21 protein-coding genes are annotated in these 26,124 nt (G+C 71.2%); 17 read left to right on the top strand and 4 right to left on the bottom strand.

Annotated features, from left to right (window positions below; all coding sequences use genetic code 11):
• Positions 1 to 6: 6 nt before the first annotated feature.
• Together FXF65_RS17405 and FXF65_RS17400 are read right to left on the bottom strand one after the other, a co-directional pair.
• Positions 7 to 1,104 carry an alpha/beta fold hydrolase gene (locus FXF65_RS17405; protein ID WP_246198832.1) on the bottom strand — a complete coding sequence of 366 codons (1,098 nt, stop codon included), beginning with the start codon at positions 1,102 to 1,104 and terminating at the stop codon, positions 7 to 9.
• 62 nt (positions 1,105 to 1,166) lie between these two features.
• Positions 1,167 to 1,865, bottom strand: coding sequence for a class I SAM-dependent methyltransferase (locus FXF65_RS17400; RefSeq protein WP_148351005.1), 699 nt, complete (start codon positions 1,863 to 1,865; stop codon positions 1,167 to 1,169).
• Positions 1,866 to 2,023: 158 nt separating this feature from the next.
• On the opposite strand from FXF65_RS17400, the gene FXF65_RS17395 reads away from it, so the two are divergent.
• The 8 genes from FXF65_RS17395 (at position 2,024) to FXF65_RS17360 (ending at position 8,795) form a co-directional block, all read left to right on the top strand.
• Complete coding sequence (locus FXF65_RS17395; RefSeq protein WP_148351004.1) at positions 2,024 to 2,911, top strand: sugar phosphate isomerase/epimerase family protein; 888 nt, start codon at positions 2,024 to 2,026, stop codon at positions 2,909 to 2,911.
• Positions 2,908 to 3,522 carry a TetR/AcrR family transcriptional regulator gene (locus tag FXF65_RS17390; RefSeq protein ID WP_148351003.1) on the top strand — a complete coding sequence of 205 codons (615 nt, stop codon included), beginning with the start codon at positions 2,908 to 2,910 and terminating at the stop codon, positions 3,520 to 3,522. The genes FXF65_RS17395 and FXF65_RS17390 overlap by 4 nt, the downstream gene beginning before the upstream one ends.
• A 109-nt stretch (positions 3,523 to 3,631) precedes the next feature.
• Positions 3,632 to 4,363: an ABC transporter ATP-binding protein gene (locus tag FXF65_RS17385; protein ID WP_148351002.1), complete on the top strand. Its 732-nt coding sequence runs from the start codon at positions 3,632 to 3,634 to the stop codon at positions 4,361 to 4,363.
• Positions 4,360 to 5,094: an ABC transporter permease gene (locus tag FXF65_RS17380; protein ID WP_148351001.1), complete on the top strand. Its 735-nt coding sequence runs from the start codon at positions 4,360 to 4,362 to the stop codon at positions 5,092 to 5,094. The genes FXF65_RS17385 and FXF65_RS17380 overlap by 4 nt, the downstream gene beginning before the upstream one ends.
• A gap of 112 nt (positions 5,095 to 5,206) precedes the next feature.
• Positions 5,207 to 6,403 carry an LCP family protein gene (locus FXF65_RS17375; RefSeq protein ID WP_148351000.1) on the top strand — a complete coding sequence of 399 codons (1,197 nt, stop codon included), beginning with the start codon at positions 5,207 to 5,209 and terminating at the stop codon, positions 6,401 to 6,403.
• A gap of 102 nt (positions 6,404 to 6,505) precedes the next feature.
• The gene (locus tag FXF65_RS17370) at positions 6,506 to 7,426 is read left to right on the top strand and encodes a proline dehydrogenase family protein (protein ID WP_148350999.1); all 921 of its coding nucleotides are present in this window, start codon (positions 6,506 to 6,508) and stop codon (positions 7,424 to 7,426) included.
• 67 nt (positions 7,427 to 7,493) lie between these two features.
• Positions 7,494 to 8,288 carry a pyrroline-5-carboxylate reductase gene (proC, locus tag FXF65_RS17365; protein WP_148350998.1) on the top strand — a complete coding sequence of 265 codons (795 nt, stop codon included), beginning with the start codon at positions 7,494 to 7,496 and terminating at the stop codon, positions 8,286 to 8,288.
• A 72-nt stretch (positions 8,289 to 8,360) separates the two neighbouring features.
• Positions 8,361 to 8,795 carry a hypothetical protein gene (locus tag FXF65_RS17360; protein ID WP_148350997.1) on the top strand — a complete coding sequence of 145 codons (435 nt, stop codon included), beginning with the start codon at positions 8,361 to 8,363 and terminating at the stop codon, positions 8,793 to 8,795.
• Between the two features lie 3 nt (positions 8,796 to 8,798).
• On the opposite strand, the gene FXF65_RS17355 is transcribed toward FXF65_RS17360, so the two are convergent.
• The gene (locus FXF65_RS17355) at positions 8,799 to 9,833 is read right to left on the bottom strand and encodes an alpha/beta hydrolase (RefSeq protein WP_246198831.1); all 1,035 of its coding nucleotides are present in this window, start codon (positions 9,831 to 9,833) and stop codon (positions 8,799 to 8,801) included.
• A gap of 144 nt (positions 9,834 to 9,977) precedes the next feature.
• On the opposite strand from FXF65_RS17355, the gene FXF65_RS17350 reads away from it, so the two are divergent.
• The 7 genes from FXF65_RS17350 (at position 9,978) to FXF65_RS17320 (ending at position 16,322) form a co-directional block, all read left to right on the top strand.
• Positions 9,978 to 11,189, top strand: coding sequence for an acetoin utilization protein AcuC (locus tag FXF65_RS17350; protein WP_148350995.1), 1,212 nt, complete (start codon positions 9,978 to 9,980; stop codon positions 11,187 to 11,189).
• A gap of 7 nt (positions 11,190 to 11,196) precedes the next feature.
• Entirely contained in the window at positions 11,197 to 12,042 is an 846-nt protein-coding gene (locus FXF65_RS17345; RefSeq protein WP_281288913.1) for a phosphatase, read from the top strand.
• A 352-nt stretch (positions 12,043 to 12,394) separates the two neighbouring features.
• Complete coding sequence (locus FXF65_RS17340) at positions 12,395 to 12,598, top strand: helix-turn-helix domain-containing protein (RefSeq protein ID WP_021591693.1); 204 nt, start codon at positions 12,395 to 12,397, stop codon at positions 12,596 to 12,598.
• A gap of 392 nt (positions 12,599 to 12,990) precedes the next feature.
• On the top strand, positions 12,991 to 13,089 hold the full coding sequence (locus FXF65_RS17335) for a 30S ribosomal protein bS22 (protein WP_018654693.1): 99 nt from the start codon (positions 12,991 to 12,993) through the stop codon (positions 13,087 to 13,089).
• Between the two features lie 46 nt (positions 13,090 to 13,135).
• Positions 13,136 to 14,131 (top strand): NAD-dependent epimerase/dehydratase family protein, encoded by a 996-nt coding sequence (locus FXF65_RS17330; protein WP_148350994.1) that lies wholly within the window; start codon positions 13,136 to 13,138, stop codon positions 14,129 to 14,131.
• Between the two features lie 18 nt (positions 14,132 to 14,149).
• Positions 14,150 to 15,115: a lysophospholipid acyltransferase family protein gene (locus FXF65_RS17325; RefSeq protein ID WP_148350993.1), complete on the top strand. Its 966-nt coding sequence runs from the start codon at positions 14,150 to 14,152 to the stop codon at positions 15,113 to 15,115.
• Positions 15,116 to 15,143: 28 nt separating this feature from the next.
• Positions 15,144 to 16,322: a low temperature requirement protein A gene (locus FXF65_RS17320; protein WP_222868615.1), complete on the top strand. Its 1,179-nt coding sequence runs from the start codon at positions 15,144 to 15,146 to the stop codon at positions 16,320 to 16,322.
• Here FXF65_RS17320 and FXF65_RS17315 read toward each other — a convergent pair.
• Positions 16,310 to 18,040 carry a hypothetical protein gene (locus FXF65_RS17315; protein ID WP_222868614.1) on the bottom strand — a complete coding sequence of 577 codons (1,731 nt, stop codon included), beginning with the start codon at positions 18,038 to 18,040 and terminating at the stop codon, positions 16,310 to 16,312. The two genes, FXF65_RS17320 and FXF65_RS17315, sit on opposite strands and share 13 nt — an antisense overlap.
• Before the next feature lie 342 nt (positions 18,041 to 18,382).
• Here FXF65_RS17315 and FXF65_RS17310 point away from each other — a divergent pair, with 342 nt between their 5' ends.
• Positions 18,383 to 25,213 carry a polymorphic toxin-type HINT domain-containing protein gene (locus FXF65_RS17310; RefSeq protein ID WP_148350991.1) on the top strand — a complete coding sequence of 2,277 codons (6,831 nt, stop codon included), beginning with the start codon at positions 18,383 to 18,385 and terminating at the stop codon, positions 25,211 to 25,213.
• A gap of 15 nt (positions 25,214 to 25,228) precedes the next feature.
• A complete protein-coding gene (locus tag FXF65_RS17305; RefSeq protein ID WP_148350990.1) occupies positions 25,229 to 26,035 on the top strand; it encodes a leucine-rich repeat domain-containing protein in 807 nt (268 codons plus the stop codon).
• The last annotated feature ends 89 nt before the right edge of the window (positions 26,036 to 26,124 follow it).

Here is a 26,124-nt window from a genome sequence, read left to right as displayed (position 1 = left end):
CGCGGGTCAGGTGGGGAGGGTCTTGCGGGCTCGTTCGATCAGGTCGCCGAGGTGGTCGTTGACGACGCTCGGACGTTCCATCATCGCCATGTGCCCGGCGGACGGGACGACCTCCAGCCGCGCGTCCGGCACGCAGGAGGCGATCCTGAGGCTGTGTTCGACCGGCGTGAGCAGGTCGTGCTCCGCCCCGATGACGAGGTTCTCCGCCCCGGCGAGCGCCGCGCAGTCGCTGATCAGAGAGGTGGAGACCATCGAGCCGAGGAATCCGGCGAAGGCGTCCATCCGGGTCTCGGCCATCATCTGCTCGGCGAACGCGACGGCGGCGGGGCCGCCCTCGGGGCCGAAGGCGATCAGGTCCTCGATGAGGACGGCGGCGCCGCGGCCGAGGTGCCGGACCCGCTCGACCGCGCCGGACCCGGCGCCGAGCGCGCCGAGCGCGCGGGGCAGCACGCGGTGCGTGGCGCGCGCGATCAGGGCGGGCGCGCCGAGCGTGATGTCGCCGAGCCCGCCGGACGAGGTGCACAGCAGCCCCGTCCCGACGATCTTGTGTCCGACCAGGTCGGGATGCGCGTCGATGTACCGCAGGATCGTCATGCCGCCCATCGAGTGCCCGACGAGGACGACCGGCGTGTCCGCCGGGACGGTCGCGTCGATCACGGCGGCGAGGTCGCCCGCGAGCCGGGACAGCGAATAGCCGTCGCGGGCGCCGCCGTCGGAGCGGCCGTGGCCGCGGTGGTCCCAGAAGACGAGCCGGGCGAGGCCGCGCAGGGCCTTGCGCTGGAAGTGCCAGGCGTCCTGGGTGAGGGTCCAGCCGTGGCAGAACACGACGGCGAGGTCGGTGCGGTCGTCGCCGTCGACCTCGGCGTAGAGCCGCGTGCCGTCGCCCGCGCGGACCGGGACGGGACGGCCCCGCAGCGACCCGAACGGCTCGCCCGCGAACGGGTCGGGGCGCAGTTGCAGCCGCCGCAGGGCGCGCCGCTGGACGGCCAGCCCGGCGCCCGCCCCGGCCGCGCCGAGCACGGTGGCGGCGACGGCGCCGCCGAGCATCAGCCCCCAGCGGAACCCGGAGTCCGCGGTGGCGCTCGTCGTGGCGGCACGGCCCATGGCCGGTTCCTCCCGTTCGTCAAGGTCGCGACACGCCGTCGGGTGACCGACTCGTCAGTAACTCAAGGGCAACGCCACCACAAATTCACGGCATAGTCCACCTCCAGGCCCGGGTGCTCGCGCAGGCACGCGTCGGCGAGGTCGGGCGGGAACTCGATGCGCAGGACGGCGGCGAGATCGTCGCGGTTCTCGAACGCCCAGCGGATCAGCAGCGGCTCGCGGTCGAAGCCGCGCCGCGTCCAGAACCGCTCGACGGCGTCCGGGTCGTATTTCGGCAGGCTGCGGCGGAACCAGCCGCCGAACGTCGACCGGGTCGCGTCGTTGTCGATGATGAAGACGGCGCCCCCGCGCCGCACGACCCGGTCCAGTTCGGCGAGCCCCGGTTCGCAACCCGGCCCGAAGAAGTACGCCCACCGGACGTGGACGACGTCGACCGACGCGTCCGGAAGCGGAAGAGCCTGCGCCGCGCCGACCCGGACCGTGACGTTCGCCAGGTCGCGGGTGCGGCGCGCCGCGGCGGACGCGAGGCCCGCGTGCGGCTCGACGCCGATCACGCGGCGCGCGTCCGCGGCGAAGAACGGCAGGTGGAAGCCGGTGCCGCAGCCGAGATCGAGGACGTCGGCCCCGTCCCAGGGGCGGATCGCGCGCATCGCGTCCGGCAGCACGCCGTCCGGGTCGACGGCACGGTTCTCCAGCTCGTAGACCTGCGGAGAGTTCCAGATGTTGGGGCTCGGCACGGCGCCCGGCGCTATCTCGGCCACGGGGACAGAGGGTAGTCATCCGCGGCCGGGGGATAATCAGGATCACGCGGGGCGAGGGTTTCATCACCGCCGTGGCCGCATAGGCTTTCCTTTGCGTACCGCCGCGAACACCGCAGCCCCTACGAAACCGTCGAGCGACCATTCCTGGCGAGGAAGCCTTGACCCCGCAACACAACGGCGTCAGTTCTGCACCGGCTCTGCGTGTCCCGGACGCGCCGATCACGCTCTCCACGGCGTCGGTCTACCCGGAGAAGGTGCCGAGCGCCTTCGAGATCGCGGCGCTGCTGGGCTACGACGGCATCGAGGTCATGGTGTCCACGGACGCCTCCTCGCAGGACCTCAACGTCCTGCGCCGCCTGTCCGACTACCACCAGGTGCCGATCAAGTCGATCCACGCGCCGTGCCTGCTGCTCACCCAGCGGGTGTGGGGACGCGAACCCTGGGGCAAGCTGGTGCGCTCCAAGGAGGTCGCGGAGGAACTGGGCGCGGAGGTCGTGGTCGTCCATCCGCCGTTCCGCTGGCAGCGCGACTACGCCAAGGAGTTCGTCGACGGCATCGCCCGCATGCAGGACGAGACCGACGTCCTCTTCGCCGTGGAGAACATGTTCCCGCTCAAGGCGCGCGGCGCAGAGGCGGGCATGTACCTGCCCGACTGGAACCCCGTCGACCAGGACTACCCGCACGTGACCCTCGACCTGTCCCACACCGCCGTGTCCGGGTCGGACGCCCTCGACATGGCGGGCACCCTGGGCGACCGGCTCCGCCACATCCACCTCGCGGACGGCGTAGGCATCACGAACAAGGACGAGCACCTCGTCCCCGGCCGGGGCAACCAGCCGTGCGGGGCGATGCTGGAGAACCTCGCCGAGGGCGGCTTCCGGGGACACGTCGTCCTTGAGATCAACACACGGCGGGCGTCCAGCCGCGTCGAGCGGATGGAGGACCTCGCCGAGGCGCTGGCCTTCGCGCGCCTGCACCTCGCCGCCGCCGACCGCACCTGGGAGGTCACCTCCGCCGGCGAGGTCAGCCGCCGGGGCGGACGGTGACCGACGCCCGTCCGGACTCGAACGGGGCCGGGGCCGCCCGCGGTCCCGGACGGCGCCCCGGCCCGACCGAGACCCGCGAGAAGATCCTCGCCGCGGCCCGCGACCTGTTCGCCGAGAAGGGCTACGACGGGACGTCCCTGCGCGCCATCGCCCGGACGGCGGGCGTCGACCCGGCCCTCGTCCACCACTTCTACGGGACGAAGGACGGCGTCTTCATCGAGGCGATCCGCTTCCCCGTCGACCCGGCCGCGCTGCTCGGCCGCGCCGCGTCGTTCCCGAAGGAGCGGTTCGGCGAGCTGATGGTCCGCACCTTCCTCGAGGTGTGGGGCGACGACGAGCGCCGCCGTCCGCTGCTCGGCATGCTGCGGTCGGCGATGACGAACGAGCAGGCGGCCGCGCTGCTGCGCGAGTTCGTCACGTCCGCGCTGTTCAGCCGCGCGGGCAAGGCGACGGGCGCGCCGCAGCTCCCGCTCCAGGCCGCCGCCGGGCAGATGATCGGACTGATGATCCTGCGCTACGTGGTGCGGGTCGAGCCGATCGCGTCCGCGTCCGAGGACGAGCTGGTCGAACTGGTCGCGCCGACCATCCAGCGGTACCTCACGTCCTCCTGAGCGCCCGCCTCTGAGCGCCCGCCTCCTGAGCGACCGGGCCCGAGTCTGCTCCGTCACAGGCATCCGGAACACCTTGACCGTGCCCCCGTGCGCGACATAAATTCAACACATGATGAGTTCTAGTCCGGCGGTCCGCGTCCAGGACCTCCACGTCGTGCGCGGCGGCCGCGAGGTGCTGCACGGCGTCACCTTCGACGTGCCGCGCGGGTCGATCCTCGGGCTGCTCGGCCCGAGCGGCTGCGGGAAGACGACGCTGCTGCGGGCGATCGTCGGCGTCCAGCACGTGGCGGGCGGCGCGGTCGACGTCCTCGGCGAGCCCGCCGGGTCGCCCGGCCTGCGGCGGCGCGTCGGGTACGCGACGCAGACGCCCGCCGTGTACGCCGACCTGACGGTCGCCGAGAACCTGCGCTACTTCGCGTCCGTGCTGCGGGCGCCGCGCGACGACCCCGCCCGCGTCATCGACGAGGTCGGCCTCGGCAGGCACCGCGACCAGACCACCGGGACGCTCTCCGGCGGACAGCTCAGCCGCGTCAACCTCGCCGTCGCGCTGCTCGGCGCGCCGGAGCTGCTCGTCCTGGACGAGCCGACCGTCGGGCTCGACCCCGTCCTCCGCCAGGAGCTGTGGGAGCTGTTCCGGGCGCTGGCCGAGGGCGGCGCCACCCTCATCGTGTCCAGCCACGTCATGGACGAGGCCGGGCGCACCGACCGCCTGCTCCTCATGCGCGAGGGCGGGATCCTCGCCGACGGCACCCCCGAGGGCCTGCGCGAGCGCACCGGGACGTCCGACCTCGAAGCCGCGTTCCTCCAGCTCATCACCGAGAAGGCCGGGAGCCTCACATGAGCTTCGCCGTCACGTTCGCCACGACGCGCCGCATCCTGGCGCAGCTCAGGCACGACCACCGGACGCTCGCCCTGCTCATCGCGGTGCCGACGCTGCTGATGATCCTGCTGCGCTACGTCTTCGACCAGGGGCCGATGTTCGACCGGATCGGGCCCATGCTGCTCGGCCTGTTCCCGTTCACCGTCATGTTCGTCGTGGCCAGCGTCGCCACCCTGCGCGAACGCACCACGGGCACCCTCGAACGGCTGATGACGATGCCGCTCGCCAAGCTCGACCTGCTCCTCGGCTACGCGCTCGCGTTCGGGGTGTTCGCGCTCGTCCAGGTGGGCGTGGTCCTCGCCATCTCGCTGACGTGGCTCGGGCTCGACCTGAACGGCTCGCTCGGGTCGCTCGTCCTCGTCTCCCTGCTGGACGCGGTGCTCGGCATGGCCCTCGGCCTGTTCTCCAGCGCGTTCGCGCGCAGCGAGTTCCAGGCCGTGCAGTTCCTGCCCGCGTTCGTCCTGCCGCAGCTCCTGCTCTGCGGGCTGATCGTCCCGCGCGACTCGATGGCGTCCTGGCTCCAGGCGATCTCGGACGTCCTGCCGCTCACCTACGCCGTCGAGGCCATGCGGGAGATCAGCGACAGCGCAGAATTCACCGGCACCCTCACGCTCGACGTCGCCGTGATGGCCGCGTTCACCGTCGCCGCCCTCCTCCTGGGCGCCGCCACCCTCCGCAGAAAGACCCCCTGACCGACCCTCCGGGACGGGGTTGGGTTTACCTGCGGCTACGTAATCGCCCTGAAATGGACAAGTGGGGTTATTGCGGCCGTAGGGGTTTGATCAGGCTGGTAGCTTCGGCGCCATGAGTGGGCCAGATCTTCCCGGAACGTCGGCATCGCAGCAGGCGGGCGAGGCGCCCGCCTCGCCCGCGCCGCCGCCTCCGCCGCCCGCGTCGGGCGCGGACGCCGGGAAGACGGACGCCGGGAAGACGGAGGACGCGGGCGACGCCGCGTTCTGGGGCGGCGCCGAGGACGGCGAGCGGCGGCGCAAGCGGCGCTGGCCGCGGGTGCTGATCGCCGTCGGAGTCTTCGTGGCGCTGGTCGTGGCCGGGCTGGGCGGCCTCGTGTGGCAGCGGCAGTCGTCCTACAACGGCAACATCGACCGCATCAAGGGCGTCATGCCCGACGACAACTCGCGGCGTCCCGGACCGAACGTGGAGGGCACCGAGAACTGGCTGCTCGTCGGGTCGGACTCGCGCGCCGACGAGCAGACGACCGGCGAGGGCAACCAGGTCTGGAAGCCGGGCCAGCAGCGCACCGACACGATCATGTTGCTGCACCTGCCCGCCGATCGGAAGAAGGCGTACGTCATCTCGTTCCCGCGCGACTCGTGGGTGGAGATCCCCGGCTACGGCAACCAGAAGATCAACGCGGCGTTCTCGTTCGGCGGGCCGAAGCTGCTGATCGAGACGATGGAGAACCTCACCGGCATCCGCGTCGACCACTACGGCGCGATCGACTTCGAGGGGTTCAAGTCGATGACGGACGCGCTCGGCGGCGTCACCGTCAACGTCAAGCAGTCCGTGTACGACCCGGCGCGCAAGAAGCAGTGGACGGCGGGCAAGCAGAAGCTCAACGGCGAGGACGCGCTCCTGTTCGTCCGGCAGCGGTACAACCTGCCGAACGGCGACTTCGACCGGATCAAGCGGCAGCAGGCGTTCCTCGGCGCGCTCGCGAAGCAGGCCGCCGACCGCGGGACGCTCACGAACCCGCTGAAGCTCGACCGCTTCCTGTCCGCGCTGACGAAGTCGATCAGCGTGGACGACGGCGTGTCCGGCGGGAACATGCGTTCGCTGGCGCTGAGCATGCGCGGCGTGCGCGCGTCGGACGTGATGTTCATGACCGCCCCGCACAAGGGCACCGGCATGCGCGGCAAGCAGAGCGTCGTGTTCCTGGACGGGACGAAGGCGAAGGGCCTGTTCGAGGCCGTGAAGACGGCGCGCATGGCGGAGTGGGTGCAGCAGAACGGCCCCGGCAACACCCTGGGCACGGTGTCGTAGGGGCAGGGTCGTAAGGGCGGGCCGTGATGGCGGGTGTCGTCCGGGCATAACCTGGAAAGCCCCCGCACCGAACACATCCCGTATCGACAAGAGGTCAGCAGAGTGCTTCGTCAGGCGTTGCTCGTCGCGTCGCGCAGCGGCGGCGCGCGCAGGGTCGTGCGGACCGCGCCGTTCACCGGCGACGTCGTCCGCCGGTTCGTCGCCGGGGAGACGATCGACGACGCCGCCCGCGTCACCGGCGACCTGACCGGCGAGGGCCTGCTCGTCTCCCTGGACGTCCTCGGCGAGGACACCCCGGACAAGGGGCACGCGGAGGCGAACGTCCGGCATTACGTCGAGTTGCTCGAAAGGCTCGGTGCGGCGGCGCTCGGGACGCGCGCCGAGGTGTCGGTGAAGCTGTCGGCCATCGGGCGGACGCTCGGCGACGACTACGCCCTGGAGAACGCGCGGCGTATCTGCGAGGCGGCCCGTTCCGCCGGGACGACGGTCACGTTCGACATGGAGGAGCACACCACGGTCGACTCGACCCTGGGGATCGTCCATGAACTGCGGCGTGACTTCCCCGACGTGGGGGCCGTCATCCAGTCGTACCTGCGCCGGGCCGAGGAGCACTGCGCGGAACTCGCCTACGAGGGTTCGCGCGTGAGGTTGTGCAAGGGCGCCTATGGCGCGCCCACGGCCGTCGCCTTCACCGACAAGGAGGAGATCGACCGGTCGTACGTGCGGTGCATGAAGGTGCTGATGGCAGGCAAGGGCTATCCGATGATCGCCACGCACGATCCTCGGCTCATCGAGATCGCGGGCGCGCTCGCCACCCTGAACGACCGCGACGCCGACTCGTTCGAGTACCAGATGCTCTACGGGATCCGTCCGCAGGAGCAGCGCAGGCTCGCCGCGCAGGGCGCGCAGGTCAGGGTGTACGTGGCGTACGGGCGCGAGTGGTACGAGTTCTTCATGCGGCGGATGGCCGAGCGCCCCGCGAACCTGCGCTTCTTCATGCGCTCACTGGTCGGGCGGTCCTGACCCGCGGGGCGCGCGGGCCCCGCTATAGGCTGGACCGATCGAGGAACTCCCACGTCAAGGTATGTCGATGATCGCGATTCTGGGTGCCGGGAAGATGGGCGAGGCGCTGCTGTCCGGGGTGCTCCGGGCCGGGCTGCGTCCGTCCGAGCTGGTGGCGACCGCGCGCCGCGAGGAGCGCCGCGCGCTGCTGCGGGAGCGCTACGGCGTCGAGATCGTGCCGAACGCGGAGGCCGCGGCGACCGCCGGCACGCTGGTCCTCGCGGTGAAGCCGCAGGACATGGGCGCCCTGCTGGACGAGGTCGGCCCGCACGTCCCGGCCGGCCGGCTGGTGATCTCGATGGCGGCGGGCATCACGACCGGGTTCATCGAGGCGCGGCTGCCGGACGGCGTGCCCGTCGTCCGGGTCATGTCGAACACGCCCGTCCACGTGGACGAGGCGATGAGCGTGATCTCGCCCGGCTCGCACGCGGGGGAGGAGCACCTGAAGCTGGCCGAGGAGCTGCTGTCCCCGGTCGGGAAGGTGCTGCGCATCCCCGAGTCGCTGCAGGACGGCGCGACCGCCCTGTCCGGCAGCGGTCCCGCCTACTTCTACTACCTGGTCGAGGCCATGGTGGACGCGGGCATCCTGCTCGGCATGCCGCGCGCCGCCGCGCTGGAGATGGTGGTCCAGTCGGCGGTCGGCGCGGCCGTCATGCTCCGCGACTCCGGCGAGCACCCGGTGCTGCTGCGCGAGGCCGTCACGTCCCCCGGCGGGACGACGATCTCCGCGATCCGCGAGCTGGAGCGGCACGGGGTGCGCGCCGCCGTGCTGGAGGCGATCGAGGCGGCCCGCAACCGGGGCCGGGAGCTCGCGGGCGGCTGACCCGCCCGCACATCCGGCAAAGTTCATCTTTCAACTTTTGAGCCGGGCCGGGGGTTCATGCGTGTAGGTGGTATGGGACTCATTCTCCGCCTGCTCGTCGCCGCCGGTCTGGCGGTGGACGCGATCGTGCACTGGAGGTTCGCCCACGAGATGGCCTTCGTCCAGGGCGGGTCCATCGACGGCGACCTGCTCTTCCGGATCCAGGCCGGGGTCGCGGGCGTCGTCGCGGTCGTGATCCTCACCTACGCGACGCGCTGGTCGTACGCACTGGCCTTCCTCGTGGCGGGCAGCGCGGTCGGCGCGCTGCTCCTCTACTACTTCGTGGACGTGGGCGCGCTCGGTCCGCTGCCCGACATGCACGAGCCCGTCTGGTACACCGAGAAGACGATCAGCCTCGTCGGCGAGGGCGTCGCCGCGCTGGCCGCGCTCGGCGGGTTCGCCCTGGCCGGACGCTCGAAGCGGGAGCGCGCGGACGTCGCCGAACGCGAGCCCGCGGGCCGCGTCTGACCGTCAGGCGGCCTCCGTCCGGACGGAGACCGCGGTGACCGTCCGGACGAACCCCGCCGCCGCCCGCATCGCCGCGGACGCCTCCGGCAGGACGCGGTTCAGGATCTGGAAGACGTGCATCTGCCCGTCCCAGACCTGGAGGTCGCAGTCGGTTCCGGCGCGGCGGAGGGCGTCCGCGAACGCCTCCGCCTCCGGGCGCAGGACCTCGTCGCCGCCGACCTGGATGAGGACGGGCGGCACGTCCGTCCAGGCGCAGGTCAGCAGGGCGATGCGCGGGTCCTCGAACCCGGCCGGGCCGACCACCAGGCGGGCGACGCGGTGCGCCGTGGCCGCGCTGATGTAGGGGTCGCGGGCGAGCCGCTGCGCCTGCAAGGACAGCTCGCAGGTCAGGTCGACCCACGGCGAGAACAGCACCAGCCCGGCCGGGGCGGCGAGCCCGAGGCGGACGATCTCGCCGGTCAGCGCGGCGGCGAGATGCCCGCCCGCCGAGTCGCCCGCGAGCACGATCCCGGACGCCGGGACGCCCCGCGCGAGCAGCCACCGGTAGGCGGCGACGGCGTCGTCCAGCGGGGCGGGGAACGGGTGCTCGGGCGCCAGCCGGTAGCGCGGGACGAGCACCGGCAGCCCCGTGTCCAGCGCGAGCCGCGCCGTGATCGGACGGTGCGTGCGCGGCGAGAAGGCCACGTATCCGCCGCCGTGCAGGTACAGGATCGCCCCCTGGGCGGGGGCGGCGTCGCGGGCGACGACCCATTCCCCGGTCACCGGACGTCCGCCGCACTCCAGCTGCGGGTCGTTCAACGGCAGCACGCGCACCCGCGCGCTGGCCCTGACCAGCAGCGACGCGGCGGCAACCGTCGAACGCGCGGCGCGCACGCCGCCCGCGCCGCCGGGCAGCCGGTGGACGAACGGCCGGATGCCCAGCCGGAGCACACCCCCGATCGCGCGGCTGCGAACGCTCGGCTCGATCACCCGGCCCGGCCCGATCACCCGGCCCGGCCCGATCAACGTGGACGGCTCGCTCGATGCGGACGGCTCCATCGGCAACCTCATATGTCGTTAACGTCGTCCCAGAGTTATGCCCAAATGCAGAACGTGTTCCACATCACGGGACCGCAGTGCTCGCGGGGCTTCGCGCCCGCGCAGGTGGGCCAGGTCACAGGACGGCCGCGATACCGTGAGGGCATGAGTCACGCGTCCGACCCGGAGTCCCGTCCGGAGAGCTGCGGGCTGGAGGTCTTCTGGGACGACCGGCTCATCGCCTACGACTTCGGCGCCGGGCATCCGATGAACCCGGTGCGCGTCGAGCTGACGATGGCGCTGGCCCGGGAGCTGGGCGTACTCGACCGTCCGAACGTGCGGGTCTCGGGGTTCGAGGCGGCCGACGACAAGCTGCTGCGGCTCGTCCACGAGGAGCCCTACATCGCGGCCGTCAAGCACGCGGGCGCGACCGGCCAGCCTGACCCGAGGCACGGGCTCGGCACCCCCGACAACCCCGTGTTCCCCGGCATGCACGAGGCGTCCGCCCTGGTCGCGGGCGCGTCGGCGGCCGCCGCCGAGGCGGTCTGGACGGGCCGCGCCGAGCACGCCGCCAACATCTCCGGCGGCCTGCACCACGCGCTAAGCGGCGGCGCCAGCGGGTTCTGCGTCTACAACGACCCGGCCATCGCGATCGCCTGGCTGCTGGAGAACGGCGCCGAACGGGTCGCCTATGTGGACATCGACGTCCACCACGGTGACGGCGTGCAAGCCGCGTTCTACGACGACCCGCGCGTCCTCACGATCAGCCTTCACGAGTCGCCCCGCACCCTGTTCCCCGGCACCGGCTTCCCGAACGAGACGGGCGCGGAGGGCACGTCGGTCAACATCTCGCTCCCGCCCGGCACCGGCGACCGGCCGTGGCTGCGGGCGTTCGACGCGATCGTCCCGCCGCTGCTGCGCCGGTTCCGGCCGGACGTCCTGCTCACCCAGCACGGCGCGGACGGCCACGCCCTCGACCCGCTCGCCCACCTCACCCTCAGCGTCGACGGCCAGCGCACCGCCTACGCCCTGCTGCACGCGCTCGCGCACGAGACCGCGAACGGCCGCTGGGTCGTCACGGGCGGCGGCGGATACGAGCTGGTCCAGGTCGTCCCCAGGGTGTGGACGCACCTGCTCGCCGAGGCGGCGGGCGGGCCCGTCCCGCCCGCGACGCAGACCCCGCACGGCTGGCGCGAGTTCGTCCAGCAGCGCACCGGAGAGGTCGCCCCGCGTCGCATGACGGACGGCACGGACGTGGTCGCCTTCACCCGATGGGGCGACGGCTACGACCCGGCGAGCCCCGTCGACCAGGCGATCCTCGCGACCCGCCGCGCCGTGTTCCCCGAGCACGGCCTCGATCCCATGACGGACGAATGAGCACCCTGTGACCGATGCCCCCACCCGGGACGAGCTGCGCGCCCACCTCGTCCTCACCATGATCGCCGGCGACGTGGCGACGCCGCGGCAGAACAACCTGCTGCACTACCGGCGGATGGCCGACGGCCACCCCTACTACCAGTTCGGGCTCGAACTGAAGCCGTCGTGGACGGAGCGGACCGTCCTGGAGATGATGGTCGAGCGCTGCGGCGTCGACCCCGACCCCGCGCACCTCTACGGCGACGACACCATCGACCCCGACATCACGATCGACACGCTGGAGGCGATGGGCGACCGCATCGGCCTCGCCGCCCGCCGCCGGGAGAACGTGGTCCTCGCGACCGGCCACCCGTCGACGCTGTCGCCGCTGTACCAGGACGTCGCGCGGGCCCTCGCCGCCGCCGGATGCCGCCTGCTGACCCCCGCCGCCACATGGACGTACGAGATCGAGACCGGCTACGGCGGCGCCGACCTGCGCCGCATCGTCTACGCCGAGCCGGGCGTCGCGATGCTGGAGGACACGCGCGGCAGGACGCACCACACGCACGACTCGAAGCCGATGGAGGCCATGCTCCGCGCGCTGACCGATAGCGCCTCCACGGACTCCCCGGAAGCTAAACCTGATATTTGGCCGGATCTGGCCATCGCCGATCACGGCTGGGCCGGAGCGGCCGGTCAGGCGGGCATCGACACCGTCGGGTTCGCTGACTGTAACGATCCGGCGCTGTTCGCGGGGGCCGCCGAAGGCAAGATCGACGTCGCCGTCCCGCTCGACGACGGCGTGGCGCCGCACCACTACGCGCCGCTGACCGCGTACATCCTCGCGCGCGCGGGGCTGCGGCCGGGCGGCTGAGCGGGGCGCGCGGCGGGTGCGGCGGGACGGCTCGGCAGCCCGTTCCTGTCACTCCGTGTGACAGTACGCGGGTTACGGGACGGATGGGATCGCGCGATGCTGCCGGTGACACCGGAACCGCAGGTCAGCGCGGGGTATCGGTTGACAACCGTTCGCCGGGCCACCCATTGTGCCGTCAGGTCCACCCTCCGTGTGGCATTAGGACTGTGTCCTCGGGGTCAGGTCGGATACGGAAATGTGCGGAACTCCCCTCTTGCGACAGCCGATACGCGATTTACGCTGGAGAAGTACACGTGCGTGATCAAAGTCACCCGAAGGACCGGTGCGCGGCACGTGTGGAAGAGGGCGTCCGATGACCTCAGGCGAGCGACCTCTGAGCGAGGTCAGGTTCCTGACCGTTGCCGAAGTGGCGGCGGTGATGCGGGTGTCCAAGATGACCGTCTACCGTCTCGTCCACTCGGGCGAGCTTCCCGCGATCCGCGTGGGACGTTCGTTCCGGGTCCCCGAGCAGGCCGTACACGACTACCTGCGCGACGCGTACATCGAAGCCGGATAACGGGTAGGGGCGGGGCATGAGACAGGCCCCGCCGCGAACTCCATACCCGGCCGCGCAGGGGGCGTCGGGACGATCCCCGTGATCGCCCCGAAGCTGGGGAACAGGGACGAGGGCCGCGACGACGGTCCGGACACCGGGCGGGCGAGGCGCGCCCCCCGAAAGGGGCGGGGGGCCTCGGCCCGCGCGGAACGGTGCCCGGCACCGCGCCACACGCGGTGCCGGCGCCCGTACGCGCCCGCACATCCCACGGCAGGCGTGCCACCGGGGCCGAGGCGTGCACTTCTCCGGTACAGCGGTACCCTTGGGCGGCGGACCGTGTGCGCGTATCGAGTGAAGCTCGCCTGCGGCACGCCCGCCTCCTGAACACCACCCGATACGCCGAGCGAGGTCCCGTGGGCTCTGTCATCAAGAAGCGTCGCAAGAGGATGGCCAAGAAGAAGCACCGCAAGCTTCTGAAGAAGACGCGCATCCAGCGCCGAAACAAGAAGTAACCACGCCGGCCATTCGCTTGAGGGGGTGGGGCGCACGGTGACCTCCATGCCCGCCGCCGCGGCCCGTGTCGTCCTCGTCACGGGCGTCTCCCGTTTCCTGGGGGCGCGGGTCGCGAACACCCTTCAGGCAGACCCGGGCATCGAGCGCGTCATCGGCGTCGACACCGTCGCGCCGGACGTGCCGCTCGGGCGCACCGAGTTCGTCCGCGTCGACATCCGCACCCCGGGCATCGCGAAGATCATCGAGTCCGCCGGGGTGGACACGGTGGTGCACCTCAACCTCGTCACGTCCGCGTCCGCGTCGCGGGCGAAGGCGAAGGAGCTCAACGTCATCGGGACGATGCAGCTCCTCGCCGCGTGCCAGCGCTCGCCCGACACGCGCAAACTGGTCGTGCGGTCCTCGGCCGCCGTGTACGGGTCGTCCCCGATGGACCCGGCCGTCTTCGGCGAGTGGGACGAGCCCGTCGACCCGCCGAAGTCCGGGTACGCGAAGGACGCGGTCGAGGTGGAGGGCTACGTCCGCGGGCTGACGCGGCGCCGCTCCGACCTCACGGTGTCCGTGCTGCGCTTCGCGAACTTCCTCGGCCCCGGCGTCGACTCGCCGCTGACCCGCTACATGCACCTGCCGGTCGTGCCGACCGTGCTGGGCTTCGACCCGCGGCTCCAGTTCGTCCACGAGGACGACGGCGTCGAGGTGCTGCGCCGGATAACCGTCGAGGACCATCCCGGCTGCTACAACGTCGCGGGCGACGGCGTCCTGCTGCTGTCGCAGGCGCTGCGCCGCGCCGGGCGGCCGTACCTGCCGGTCCCGTCCCCGTCCCTGTCGGTGCTCGGCGACATGGGACGGCGCTTCGCGGGCCTGACCGGCTTCTCGCCGGAGCTGCTGCGCTGGCTGACGTACGGCCGCGTCATCGACACCGCGGCGCTGGAGGACGAGCTGTCGTGGCGTCCGAAGTACAGCTCCGAGGCCGCGTTCGCCGACTTCGCCGCGGCCCAGGGGTTCGGCCACGGACCGCTGACCACGCTGCTCGGACGCGGCTGACGGAAGGCGACGACGACGATGAACAACGCCCGCCACCGGCACGACCCGCACGACTCGGACGACGCGGAGACGGGCGCGCGGGTCATCCGGCTGGCCTCCGTCCGCGACAACGGCGGGGCGGAGGACGACACGTCCCGTGAGGCGCCCGAGCGAGGCTCGTTGGAACGTGGCATCGCGTCCGGCCTGGCCTTCCTGCGGCGCAGGCTGTCCGGCGACTACGCCGTGGACGAGTTCGGCTTCGACCCCGAGTTCAACTCGGCCGTCCTGCTGCCGCTCGCCCGCGCCCTCTACGAGCACTGGTTCCGCGTCGACCTCGAAGGGGTGGAGAACATCCCGGACGGCGGCGCCCTCCTCGTCGCGAACCATTCCGGCACCATCCCGATCGACGCGCTGATGCTGTCGGTCGCGCTGCACGACCACGCCGACCGGCGGGTCCGGCTGCTCGGCGCCGACCTCATCTACCAGGTCCCGCTGCTCGGGCACCTGTCCCGCAAGGCGGGGCACACGCTCGCGTGCCAGGCCGACGCCGCGCGGCTGCTCGCCAAGGGCGAATTGGTCGGCGTGTTCCCGGAGGGCTTCAAGGGCGTCGGAAAGCCGTTCTCGGAGCGGTACAAGCTCCAGCGGTTCGGACGCGGCGGGTTCGTCGGCACCGCGCTGCGCGCCGGGGTCCCGATCGTGCCGTGCGCGATCGTCGGCGCGGAGGAGATCTACCCCAAGATCGCCGACCTGCGGCCGCTGGCCCGGTTGCTCGGCCTGCCGTACTTCCCGATCACGCCGACGTTCCCGCTGCTCGGACCGGCGGGTCTCGTCCCGCTGCCGTCCAAGTGGCTGATCCGGTTCGGCGAGCCGATGACGCTGGACGAGTACGACGCCGACACCGCCGACGACCCGATGACGCTCTTCGACATCACCGACCACGTGCGGGAGAACGTCCAGCACATGCTGGACGACGCGCTCCTGCGCCGCGGCCCCGCCTTCCTCTGACCGGAGGCCGCGTCCGTAAGGTGAACGCATGCAGCCGTTCCGTAGCCGGATGGTCGCGCGCGACCTGGGCGAGCCCCACCGCGTCTCCAGCCCGCTGGAACTGCTCTTCGACCTGACGTTCGTCGCCGCCGTCTCGCAGGTGGCCGGACGCCTCGCGCACACCGTCGAGGAAGGGCACGCCGGCGACGGGTTGCAGCCGTTCCTCATGGTGTTCTTCGCGATCTGGTGGGCGTGGATGAACTTCACGTGGTTCGCGTCCGCCTACGAGACCGACGACGTCCTGTACAGGGTCATGACGTTCGTGCAGATGGCGGGCGTGCTGCTCCTGGCGGCCGGGGTGTCGGCCGCGTTCGGCGGCGACTTCACCACGGTGACGTTCGGCTACCTCGTGATGCGCGTCGGCCTGGTCGGCATGTGGGTGCGCGCCGCGATCGAGCATCCGGACGGCCGCCAGACCGCGCTCCGCTACGCGGTCGGGGTGTCGATCGTCCAGGTGTTCTGGGTGTCCCGGCTGGCGCTGCCCGGCGGCGGCCCGACGTGGCTGTTCTTCGTGCTGGCGCTGATGGACGTGTCCGTCCCGCTGATCGCGGAGCGTCCCGGCATGACGACCTGGCACCCGCACCACATCGCCGAACGGTACGGCCTGTTCACGATCATCCTGCTGGGGGAGAGCGTGCTGGCCGCGACGAACGCCGTCCAGGACGCGGTCGAGCACGGCCTCAGCGGCGAACTCGTCACCATCGCGATGGCGGGTCTGGCCATCCTGTTCACGCTCTGGTGGATCTACTTCTCCGAACCCGCGGGAGAACTGCTCGCCGAGAATCGCGAGTGGTCGTTCGTCTGGGGCTACGGTCACTACGTCGTCTTCGCCGCGCTGGCCGCGCTCGGCGCTGGCCTGGAGGTCGCGGTCGTGTCGGCGGGCCCGCACATCCCGGCGGGCGACCGGACCGTGGTCGCGGCGGTCGCGATGCCGCTCGCCGTGGTGCTCGTGATGCTCGCGGTCCTGCACGCGCCGCTGGGACGGCAGGCCGTCCGCCCCGAACTGATCGTCGGGACGGCCGTCCTCGCCCTCCTCGCGACCTTCACGGCCCCCGCCGTGGGAGTGGCGGGGACCCTGGTCGTCATCGCGGTACTGCTGGCCTTGCTGCTGGCCGCGATCCTGACGCGCGGCCCGTCGTCCGCCTCGCGTGAGAGTCAGCCCGCCTGAACGGGGACGCTCCTGGACGACCGAACGCGGTTGTTGAACGGGTCGATCGCGCGAACGGAATAGCTGTGCGTGCTGCCGGGGACCAGACCGGTGTCGGTGAAGGTGTGGGTCTTCAAGTCCCAGAAGACGGACGTGGATTCCAAGGTGTCGATGACGGTGTTGTCGTCGCGGATCAGTTCGTAGACGAGCTTCTGGTTGTCGCGATCCCAGGTCTCCGTCCAGGTGACGGTGAGCTGGCCGGTCGTCCCGTCGGGCTTCGCGGCGACGGGCTTGCGGATGAGCTCGGCCGGGTCGGCGTCGCGGGTGACGGCGAGGGAGCCGAAGCGGGTGAGCCCCTGCTGGGCTGAGCCGTTGACGGTGGTGAAGTCGCCGCCGACCCACAGGTAGCGGCCGTCGTTGGCCAGCGCGCGCGGGCCCTGGCTCTCAGTGGTCGGGCCGCCGTTGGTGTTGGGGAACCAGTACAGGATCGGCGGGGTGTCGTACTCCGCCGCCGGATGGGTCGGCTCGGCGAGGAGCCGCTGATAGGGCAGGCCGGGCGTGAGCTCGGGGAACCCGTTCGGCTGGGTGGCGCAGTTGTGTGCGTGCGAGCCGCTGTAGAGCAGGCCGTCCAGGACGGTGATCGCCTGCGTCGCGCCCTGGCAATTGTCGATCCAGCGGGTGGTGCCGTCGTCGGGGTTGAGGGCGAGCCGTCCGTCGAAGGTGCTCTCGCCGTTCGCGGACGCGTAGACCGCCTCGCCGTCCGTGACCAGGTCGGTGACCCAGGACCGGCGCGTGTCGGACACGTAGTCGACGCCCGTGGCCCACGGGGCGCTCGCCCCGGTGGACGCGAGGACGGACCCGAGCCCGTGCGGCGGGTTCCCGTTGAGCCGGTTGAAGTCGCCGCCGACGATCACCCGGGTGCCGTCCGGCGAGAGGATCATCGCGTGCACGCCGCGGTCGGCGGTGGGCGCCCACGCGGTCAGCGCGCCCCCGGCGGCGGCGAAGGCGGCGAGGCGCTGGCGGGGCGTGCCGTCCACGCTGGTGAAGAAGCCGCCCGCGTAGACGGTCGTGGCGCTGGCGGTGAGGGCCTGCACCCGGCTGTTGACCTCGTGCTGGAAGCCGTTCAGGGCGCCGCCCGGCAGGTCGAACGAGGCGATCTTGCCGCGCCGCAGCCCGTCGACCTTGGTGAAGTCGCCGCCGACGTAGAGCCGGGAGCCGTCCGGCGAGGGCCGGACCTCCCAGACCGCGTCGCAGCGCCAGCGGTTGCCGCCGAGATCGTCGCAGTCGTGCTGGGGAGTCGTGCTGGTGAACTCGGTGCCGTCGACATTCGGCGCCCACGGCAGCGGCTCGCCGGTGGCGACGTCGAAGGCGGCCAGGTTGTGGCGCGTCTGCTCGCGCGCGTCGCCGGGCGCCGCCCCGGGCGGGCGGACATGGTCGAAGTTCCCGCCGACGTAGGCGGTGCTCCCGACGACGGCGACCGACCAGACCACGCCGTCGGTCTGCCAGGTCGGCAGCGGGTCGGCGGTGATGGTGGCGGGCTGGCCGGGCGGCGGCGCGGTGTCGGCCGCCGCCGGGGCGGCGGCGACGAGGGCGCCCGCGAGCGCGGCGACCGTAAGGGCCGCGCTGGGACGGGCACGGAGTCGGCGGAGGTGACGGAGTCGTGGCGGACGTTCCGGTGCGAGTCGGCGTGCCGGGCTCATCAAGTCCATCCAGGAAATGTCGCGATCCGGGGTCGTCATGATCATCACATTTCGCCGGGCCCGCGACAACATCGAGCCCGACCGTTTTCGTCATTTAGGGTCCGCATATCTGTTCGACGGTTGGACATTATAAATTTCGGGCGCGCGGACGCCTTTCCCGGCCGATTGGTTGCCATGGTGTCCGACAACGGACTTGATCTTGTCGATGGCCTGCGGTTCCGCGTTCCGGACCCGGCCCGCGACCGTTCCGGGTCTTGATCATCCGCGCTGGCGGACGCATCGTCATGGACGTCCGACCGCCGACACGCGCCCTAACCCCGCGGGGCGCACCGCCGGCGTCCGCTCCCGGCCGTCGAGGCCGCCCGTGTCGTGGAGGAACTGGTGACGGGGACCGGCAGACGGCAACTGCTGCGCATGGGACGCTCGCTCCGCTCGGCCGCCGCCGGGACGGCGGTGATCATGGCGGCGGGGCTGGTCGCGGCTCCGGCCGCGCAGGCCGATCCGCCGCATTCGGAGCGCCCGAAGGTCGCCGACCATGAGCGGACGGTCGATGGCAGGGCGTTGAAGGTCCGCCCTCGGGAGCCCGATCCGGCGGGCAAGCCGGTACCCGCCGCCAAGGCGGCGTGGCCCAGACCCGGAACGGCCGAGCTGACCGTCTCGGGCCGGGAGGCCGGACGTTCTGGCTCGTCACAGGGGCTCGTGCGCGCGGAAGGTCTGCCGATCGCGCTGGCGGCGCCGGGACCCGGAACGGCGCCCGCGTTGAAGGGCGCGGTGAAGGTCGCCGTCCTGGACCGCGAGACCGCCCGGCGGAGCGGGGTCGGTGGCCCGCTGTTCACCCTGTCCGCCGCCGAGCCGGGACGTGTCGGGGTGCGCATGGACTACGCCGCGTTCGCGCAGGCGTTCGGCGGCTCCTACGGCGCGCGGCTGCGCCTGGCCCAACTCCCGGCGTGCGCCCTGACCACTCCGGCCAAGCCGGAATGCCGTTCCTCGTCTCCGATTCCCACCGTCAACAACGGCGAGACCCGCACGCTGGCCGCCGATGTGACCACGGCATCCGGCAGCCCGACCGTTCTGGCGGCGGTGGCGGCTCCGGCGGGTTCGCAGGGCGACTATTCGGCGACGAAACTGGTGCCGTCCGCGACATGGAAGGCGTCGGGGAACACCGGCGATTTCACCTGGTCGTATCCGATGAAGGGCGCGCCCGTGCCGGGCGGGTTGGAGCCCTCGATCGCGCTCGGGTATTCCGCGCAGAGCGTGGACGGCCGGACGACCAACACCAATAGCCAGCCGTCCTGGATCGGCGAGGGATTCGATTTCTGGCCGGGTTTCATCGAGCAGGAATACAAGCCCTGTGCCGAGGACGGCGCGCCCAAGGACCCGCAGGGCAGGTCCCCGGGCGACCTGTGCTGGGGCTATGAGAACGCGACCGTCACCTGGAACGGCAAGGGCGGCGAGCTGGTCAAGGCCGCCGACGGCACGTGGCGGCTGAAGAACGACGACGGCACCAAGTTCGAGAAGCTCACCTCGCTCGACACCGGCAACGGCGACAAGGAGGGCGAGTACTGGAAGGTCACCACGACCGACGGCACTCGCTACTACTTCGGGCTGAACCGGCTGCCGGGCTTCGGCTCGGGCGGCCCGGAGACCAACTCGGCCTGGACGGTGCCGGTGTTCGGCGACGACGCCGGAGAACCCTGCCACAAGGATTCCGGCTTCGCCGACTCCTGGTGCCAGCAGGCATGGCGCTGGAACCTGGACATGGTCGTCGACCCGCACGACAACGCCGCCATCTACCTGTACGAGAAAGAGACCAACTACTACGGCCGCAACCTCAAACCGGCCGACGCCACCCCCTACACCCGCGGCGGCTACCTCACCTCCATCGAATACGGCCTACGCGGCGACAACGTGTTCGCTGGCGCGCCGCCCGCCTACGTCCTGTTCGACAAGGCCGAACGCTGCATCCCCACCGCCTCCTTCGACTGCGCCCCCGCCAAGATCGACACCAGTCCGGACCAGTGGTGGGACGTCCCGTGGGACATGAACTGCAAGGCCGGCACCGAATGCAAGGACGGCCACGGCTCCACCACGCCCACCTTCTGGTCCCGGTACCGGCTCAAGAAGATCACCGCCAGGATCAACCGCGGCGCGGGCTGGCCCGCCCGCGACATCGACTCCTGGACTTTCGACCACGAATGGGGCGCGGTCAACGACGAGCGTGACCTTCTGCTCAAGGAGATCCAGCACACCGGCCTGGCCGGGCCCACCACCGCCGACGACATCGCGCTCCCCAAGGTCACCTTCAAACACGACCCCAAGGCCAACCGCCTCGACCAAGCCGGGGACGGCCTGCCCGCCTACACCCGCTACCGGCTCAGCAAGGTCTTCGACGAGTCCGGCGGCGAACTCGACGTCACCTACTCCGACCAGGAGTGCTCGCGCGCCTCACCGCCCACCCCGGAGACCAACACCAAACGCTGCTACCCGCTGCTGTACCGGGTGCCCGGCTCGCCCACCCCGATCCCCGACTGGTTCAACAAGTACGTCGTCACCGCGGTCGTGCAGAAAGACCGCACCGGCGGCGCGCCCGACATGGCCACCCGCTACCAGTACCTCGGCGGCGCCGCGTGGCACTTCGACGATGACGACGGGCTGACCCGGGAGAGCAACAAGACCTGGTCGCAGTGGCGCGGCTACGGGCAGGTCCGGGTCACCACCGGCAGCCCGACCACGCCATCTGCCCAGACCGATACCTACTACCTGCGCGGCATGCACGGCGACCGCGCCACCTCCGACGGCGGCACCAAGACCGTCACCGTCCCCGACGGCGAAGGCGGCACCCACACCGACGCCGAAGGGCTCGACGGGTTCGAGCTCAAGACCGTCCACTACACCGCCCCCGGCGGCACCGTCCACGACAAGACCGTCAACACCCCCTGGCGCAAGCAGACCGCCACCCGCACCCGCTCCTGGAGCACCGTCACCGCCAACGCCGTCAAGGTCGGCGACGCCCAGACCTGGACCGCCATGGACGGCGGCGGCTGGCGGCAGACCAAGATCGCCAACACCTACGAGACCGACTTCGCCACGGTCGGACGGCTCAAGGCCGCCGGCGACCTCGGCGACGTGTCCACGGCCGCCGACGACAAATGCACCACCACCGAGTACGCGGACAACGTCGGCGCGTGGATGGTGTCGTTCCCGTCCCGCACGGAGACGGTATCGGTGGCCTGCGACAAAACCCCGAAGCGTCCCGGCGACGTCGTCTCCGACAAGCGGACGTTCTACGACGGCGGAGGTCTGGGCGCCGCGCCGACCAAGGGCGAGATCAGCAAGACCGACAGGATCGCCGAGCACGACGGGTCGACGGCGACCTACGTGCTGGAGAAGAAGACCACCTACGACAAGTTCGGCCGCCCGCTGACCGTCACCGACGCCGCCGACCGCACCACCACGACCCGCTACACCGACACGGTCGGCCTGACCACGAAGACAACGCAGATCACGCCGCCCGCGAAGCAGGGCGACGCGACCACGGCGCAGACCACCGTCCAGGAGATCGACCCCGCCCGGGGCCAGGCCACCGCGAAGATCGACGCCAACTCGCTGCGCACGGACCTGCTGTACGACTCGCTCGGACGCCTCCAGAAGGTGTGGCTGCCCGACCGGTCCAAGAGCAAGGGCGACGTCCCGAACCTGGAGTACGCGTACCAGGTCGCGGATGGGAAGATCGTCGCGGTCACGGCGAAGACGCTCGCCAACGACGGGAAGCAGCGGCCGTCCGTCGAGCTGTTCGACGGGCTGCTCCGTTCCCGGCAGAAGCAGTCGCCCGGCCCCGAGGGCCGGCTGATCACCGACACGTTCTACGACGCGCGGGGCCAGGTCGCCTCGACGTACGCCACGTACTCGGCCGCGGGCGCGCCGTCCGCGACCCTGTTCGGCGTCGACACGCCGGGCGCGGTCGAGACGCAGACGGCCTACTCCTACGACGGCCTCGGCCGCAAGACGGCCGAGCGCACGCTCGCCGGGGCCGGGACGGGCGCCACCGAGAAGTGGCGCACGACGATGGCCTACGGCGGGAACTGGTCGACGATCGACCCGCCGCGCGGCGGCATCCCGTCCGCCTCCGTCTACGATGCGCGCGGCCAGGTCGTCGAACGCCGCCAGTTCTCGGGCGACGGGCCGACCGGGGCGTACGAGGCGACCACCTACGCCTACGACGCGGCAGGACGTCTCGTCCGCGCGACCGACCCGACCGGAAGCACCTGGACGACCCGCTACGACCTGCGCGGCCGCAAGGTCGCGACGACGGACCCGGACAAGGGCGACGCCACCTACACCTACGACGACCTCGACCGGGAGACGAGCAGCACCGACGCGCGCGGCAAGAAGGTCTTCACCGTCTACGACGGTCTCGGCCGCAAGACGGAGACGCGGGCGGACTCGCCGTCCGGCCCGCTGCTGACCTCGCTCACCTACGACACGGCGCCGCGCGGCAAGGGGCTGCTCGCGACGTCCGTCCGGCACGGGACGAACGGCGACTACGTCAGCCAGGTCACCGGCTACGACGTGCTCGGACGCACCGAGGCGACCACCGTCGCCGTTCCGGCGTCGGAGGGGGACCTCGCGGGTTCCTACACCTTCGGCCAGACCTACAACCTCGACGGCACGGTCAAGACCCAGACGCTGCCCGCCGCGGGCGACCTCCCGGCCGAGACGGTCACCCACACCTACGACGATTTCCAGCGTCCCATCGGCCTGACCAGCCCACTGGGCACGTACGTCGGCACCACGCAGTACACGCCGACCGGCAAGCCCAAGCTCGTCGAGCTGGGCACGACCGGCAAGCGCCAATGGCAGACGTTCGCCTACGAGCCCGGGACGCAGCGGCTCCAGACGTCCCGCGCCTACCGCGAGACCGTCGCGGGCGACGACCGCAACGCCACCTACCGGTACGACGACGCGGGCAACATCCTGTCGATCGACGACGCGTCCCGCGACGGCCGCGACGACCAGTGCTTCGGCTACGACGGTCTGCGCAGGCTGACCGAGGCGTGGACGGAGTCCGACGGCACCTGCTCGGCCGCCCCGTCCGCGGGCGTCATCGGCGGGCCCGCGCCCTACTGGCAGACGTTCGCCTACGACAAGGTGGGCAACCGCAAGACCGAGACCAGGCACGGGATCGGCGGCAGGGCGGACACCGTCCGCACCTACTCCTACGCCGACCCGGGGCACGGCAGCAGGCTGAACCAGGTCGCGCAGACCGGCGACGCCGGAGCCCGCACCGACACCTACGGCTACGACGCCATCGGGAACATGACGTCGCGGGGCGCCGCCCCCGGCGGGCAGACGTTCGACTGGGACGGCCAGGGGCTCCTCACCAAGGCGTCCCAGGGCGGGAACGACACGTCGTTCGTCTATGACGCCGAGGGCAACCGCCTGATCCGCAGGGACTCGTCCGGCACGACCCTCTACCTGCCCGGCACCGAGATCCACGTCGCGCCCGGGGCGGTGAAGACGGGCACCCGCTACTACACGCACAACGGGCAGACGGTCGCGCTGCGCAAGGCGTCCGGCGTCGTCCACCTCGCGGGCGACCACCAGGGCACCGCGCAGATCGCCACGAACGCCGCCGACCTGACGACGACCGTCCGGCGGTTCGACCCGTTCGGGCAGGCGCGCGGGAACCCGGCGGACGCCTGGCCCGGCGAGCGCGGGTTCGTGGGCGGCACGAACGACGCGTCGACGGGACTCGTCCATCTCGGGGCCCGCGAGTACGACGCCGGGACCGGCCGCTTCATCTCGGTGGACCCGGTCATGGACCTGACCGACCCGCAGCAGATGAACGGCTACGCCTACGCCGGGAACTCGCCGGTCACGTCCAGCGACCCGGACGGGAAGACGCAGTGCGACGTCGGCGTGTGCCCGACGCCCGAGCAGGCGCGCTGCGCGCCCGGCCTCGGCGGCTGCACCGACACCGACAACGACGGCATCCCCAACGGGATGGGCTCGGACGGCGTCACGCCCGGCCGCAACGAGTACGGGCCCGGCAGCCAGCGCGACCTCGAAGTGAAGACGGCGCTCATCCTGACCGTGTGCCGCATGCAGGGAGGGTGCGGAGGCAGCAAGAACGTCCTCAAGGGCCGCGGGATGAACGACCCGCTGTTCAAGGCGTTCGCCGACCAGGGACCGTCCGGGATCTGCGGTCCGGACGACGTCATCTGCCAGGTCCAGCGGGAGCTGATCAAGCAGGGGTTCGGCGTCGACATCGCCGAGGCGCTCGGCAAGGACTACTGCCGCTATCTGCACTGCAACTCGCCCCTTGAGGCTCTGGCTAGCGGACGGAGCATCGAATGGCCGTGGCCGCAGGGACCGAGCTTCGGCGAGATGCTCCAGAACGGCATGGCGGCGGGCATCGGCGCCAAGTTCGGGCAGCGCACGAGGCTCTGCAACAGCTTCACCACCGGGACTCTCGTCCTACTGGCGAACGGCGCCTACAAGCGCATCGAGGATGTGCGGCCGGGCGATGAGGTCGTCTCCACCGATCCGCGAACGGGGAAGACCGAACGCAAGGAGGTCACGGCCTCCTACAACGGCTTCGAATACAGCCGGATCGTCGTCATCACTATCGACACGGACGGGAGGCGCGGCGACGCGACCGGGGTGGTCACGGCGACCGAGCATCATCCGTTCTGGGACCCGTCCGGGGAACGGTGGGTGCGCGCCGACCAGCTCAAGCGCGGTTCCACGGTCAGGACGGCCGAGGGGCGGACGCTCCACGTCGTCCGCATGGAGCGCGGTGCCGGACATCCGCAGGTCCATGACCTGACCGTCGCCGGTTTCCACACCTTCTACGTCCGGGTCGGGTCCGTCACGGTACTCGTCCACAATGTGCCCTGCCGCACCTTCAACCGATACCTTTCGAGTGCGCCGGAGTACCCCGGAATCTACGAGATCGTATTTAACAACGGCGAGATCTATGTCGGCTCAAGCTCGACCAACGTGCACAGTCGGCTGCACGCGGCCTTCACCGATCCAAAGTCGGCCGTGAACGCCGCGGGCCTGACGAAACGGGACGTCCGCGATATCAAGGTCACCTCGCTGAAGGGACTTAACTGGGAGGATATCCAATACGTCGAGCAGCAGTTCATCGAGGCATATGGCGGAGTCGGCGGCGGTACACTGATCAACCGCAGAAACGAGGTCCCCTGAGAGCCTGGCGGTGGCATGAGAGGCGACTATGACGTGCTGTCACGGGGGCCGGGAGACGGCCCCTGGGACCTCGCACGCCTGACCGAGCAGTACCTCCAGGGCGGGCATGACGGCCTGAACATGCGGTTCACGCATCCGGCGGCGTTCAAGAGCCTCGACTTCCTGGAAGACTGCACCGGCCTTCGCTACCTGGAGGTCAACGGGCGCATCCGCGACGATCTGGCGTCGTTCCGGTTGCCGGATCTGCGGGAACTGGTTCTGCTGACGCGCAGCCCGCGGGCGATCCCCGGTTTCGCGGCGGCCGGTTTGACCCGGCTCGGAATCGACGACCGTCCGGGCAAGGAGCACATCGCGGAACTGCGACAGCTGCGTGAGTTGCTCATCTGGTACTGGAAGGGAACGGATCTGTCCTTTCTCGGCGATGCTCCGCCGCCGTTGCGGTCGTTGCGCCTGGAAGGCAGGAAACAACTGGCGACGTTGGACGGTATTGAAGGCTGTCGTGACCTGAGCGAATTGTGGGTCCGCGATGCTCAGGTCGAGAGTCTTGAGCCGCTGCGTGAACTGACGGGCCTGCGGGTGCTGCGCCTTATGCCCGGTTACCAGCCGAAGGTGCGGACGCGCCTCGACCTTTCCGTGCTCACCGGCATGAAGGGCCTTGAGACGATCGCCTTGGTGTACACGGGGGAGATCGTCTCCCTTCGGCCGCTCCGTGAACTCCCGGCCCTGCGCGAGGTGCGCATCCGCGCCGACATCCTGGACGGTGACCTGTCCCCGCTCGACGACCTGCCCGCCGACGCGGTGGTGGTCCGCCCGGACGAGTGACCGGACGAGTGGGCGGCGTCCCCGGCGGGAGGGGCGCGCGGTTCCCCTTGCGGGGGGACGACGTCCGCCGGTCGTCTCCGTAGCGTTCC

The organism is Actinomadura syzygii, assembly GCF_008085905.1.
Classification (GTDB): domain Bacteria; phylum Actinomycetota; class Actinomycetes; order Streptosporangiales; family Streptosporangiaceae; genus Spirillospora; species Spirillospora syzygii.
This window is presented reverse-complemented; position numbering and strand designations above follow the sequence as displayed.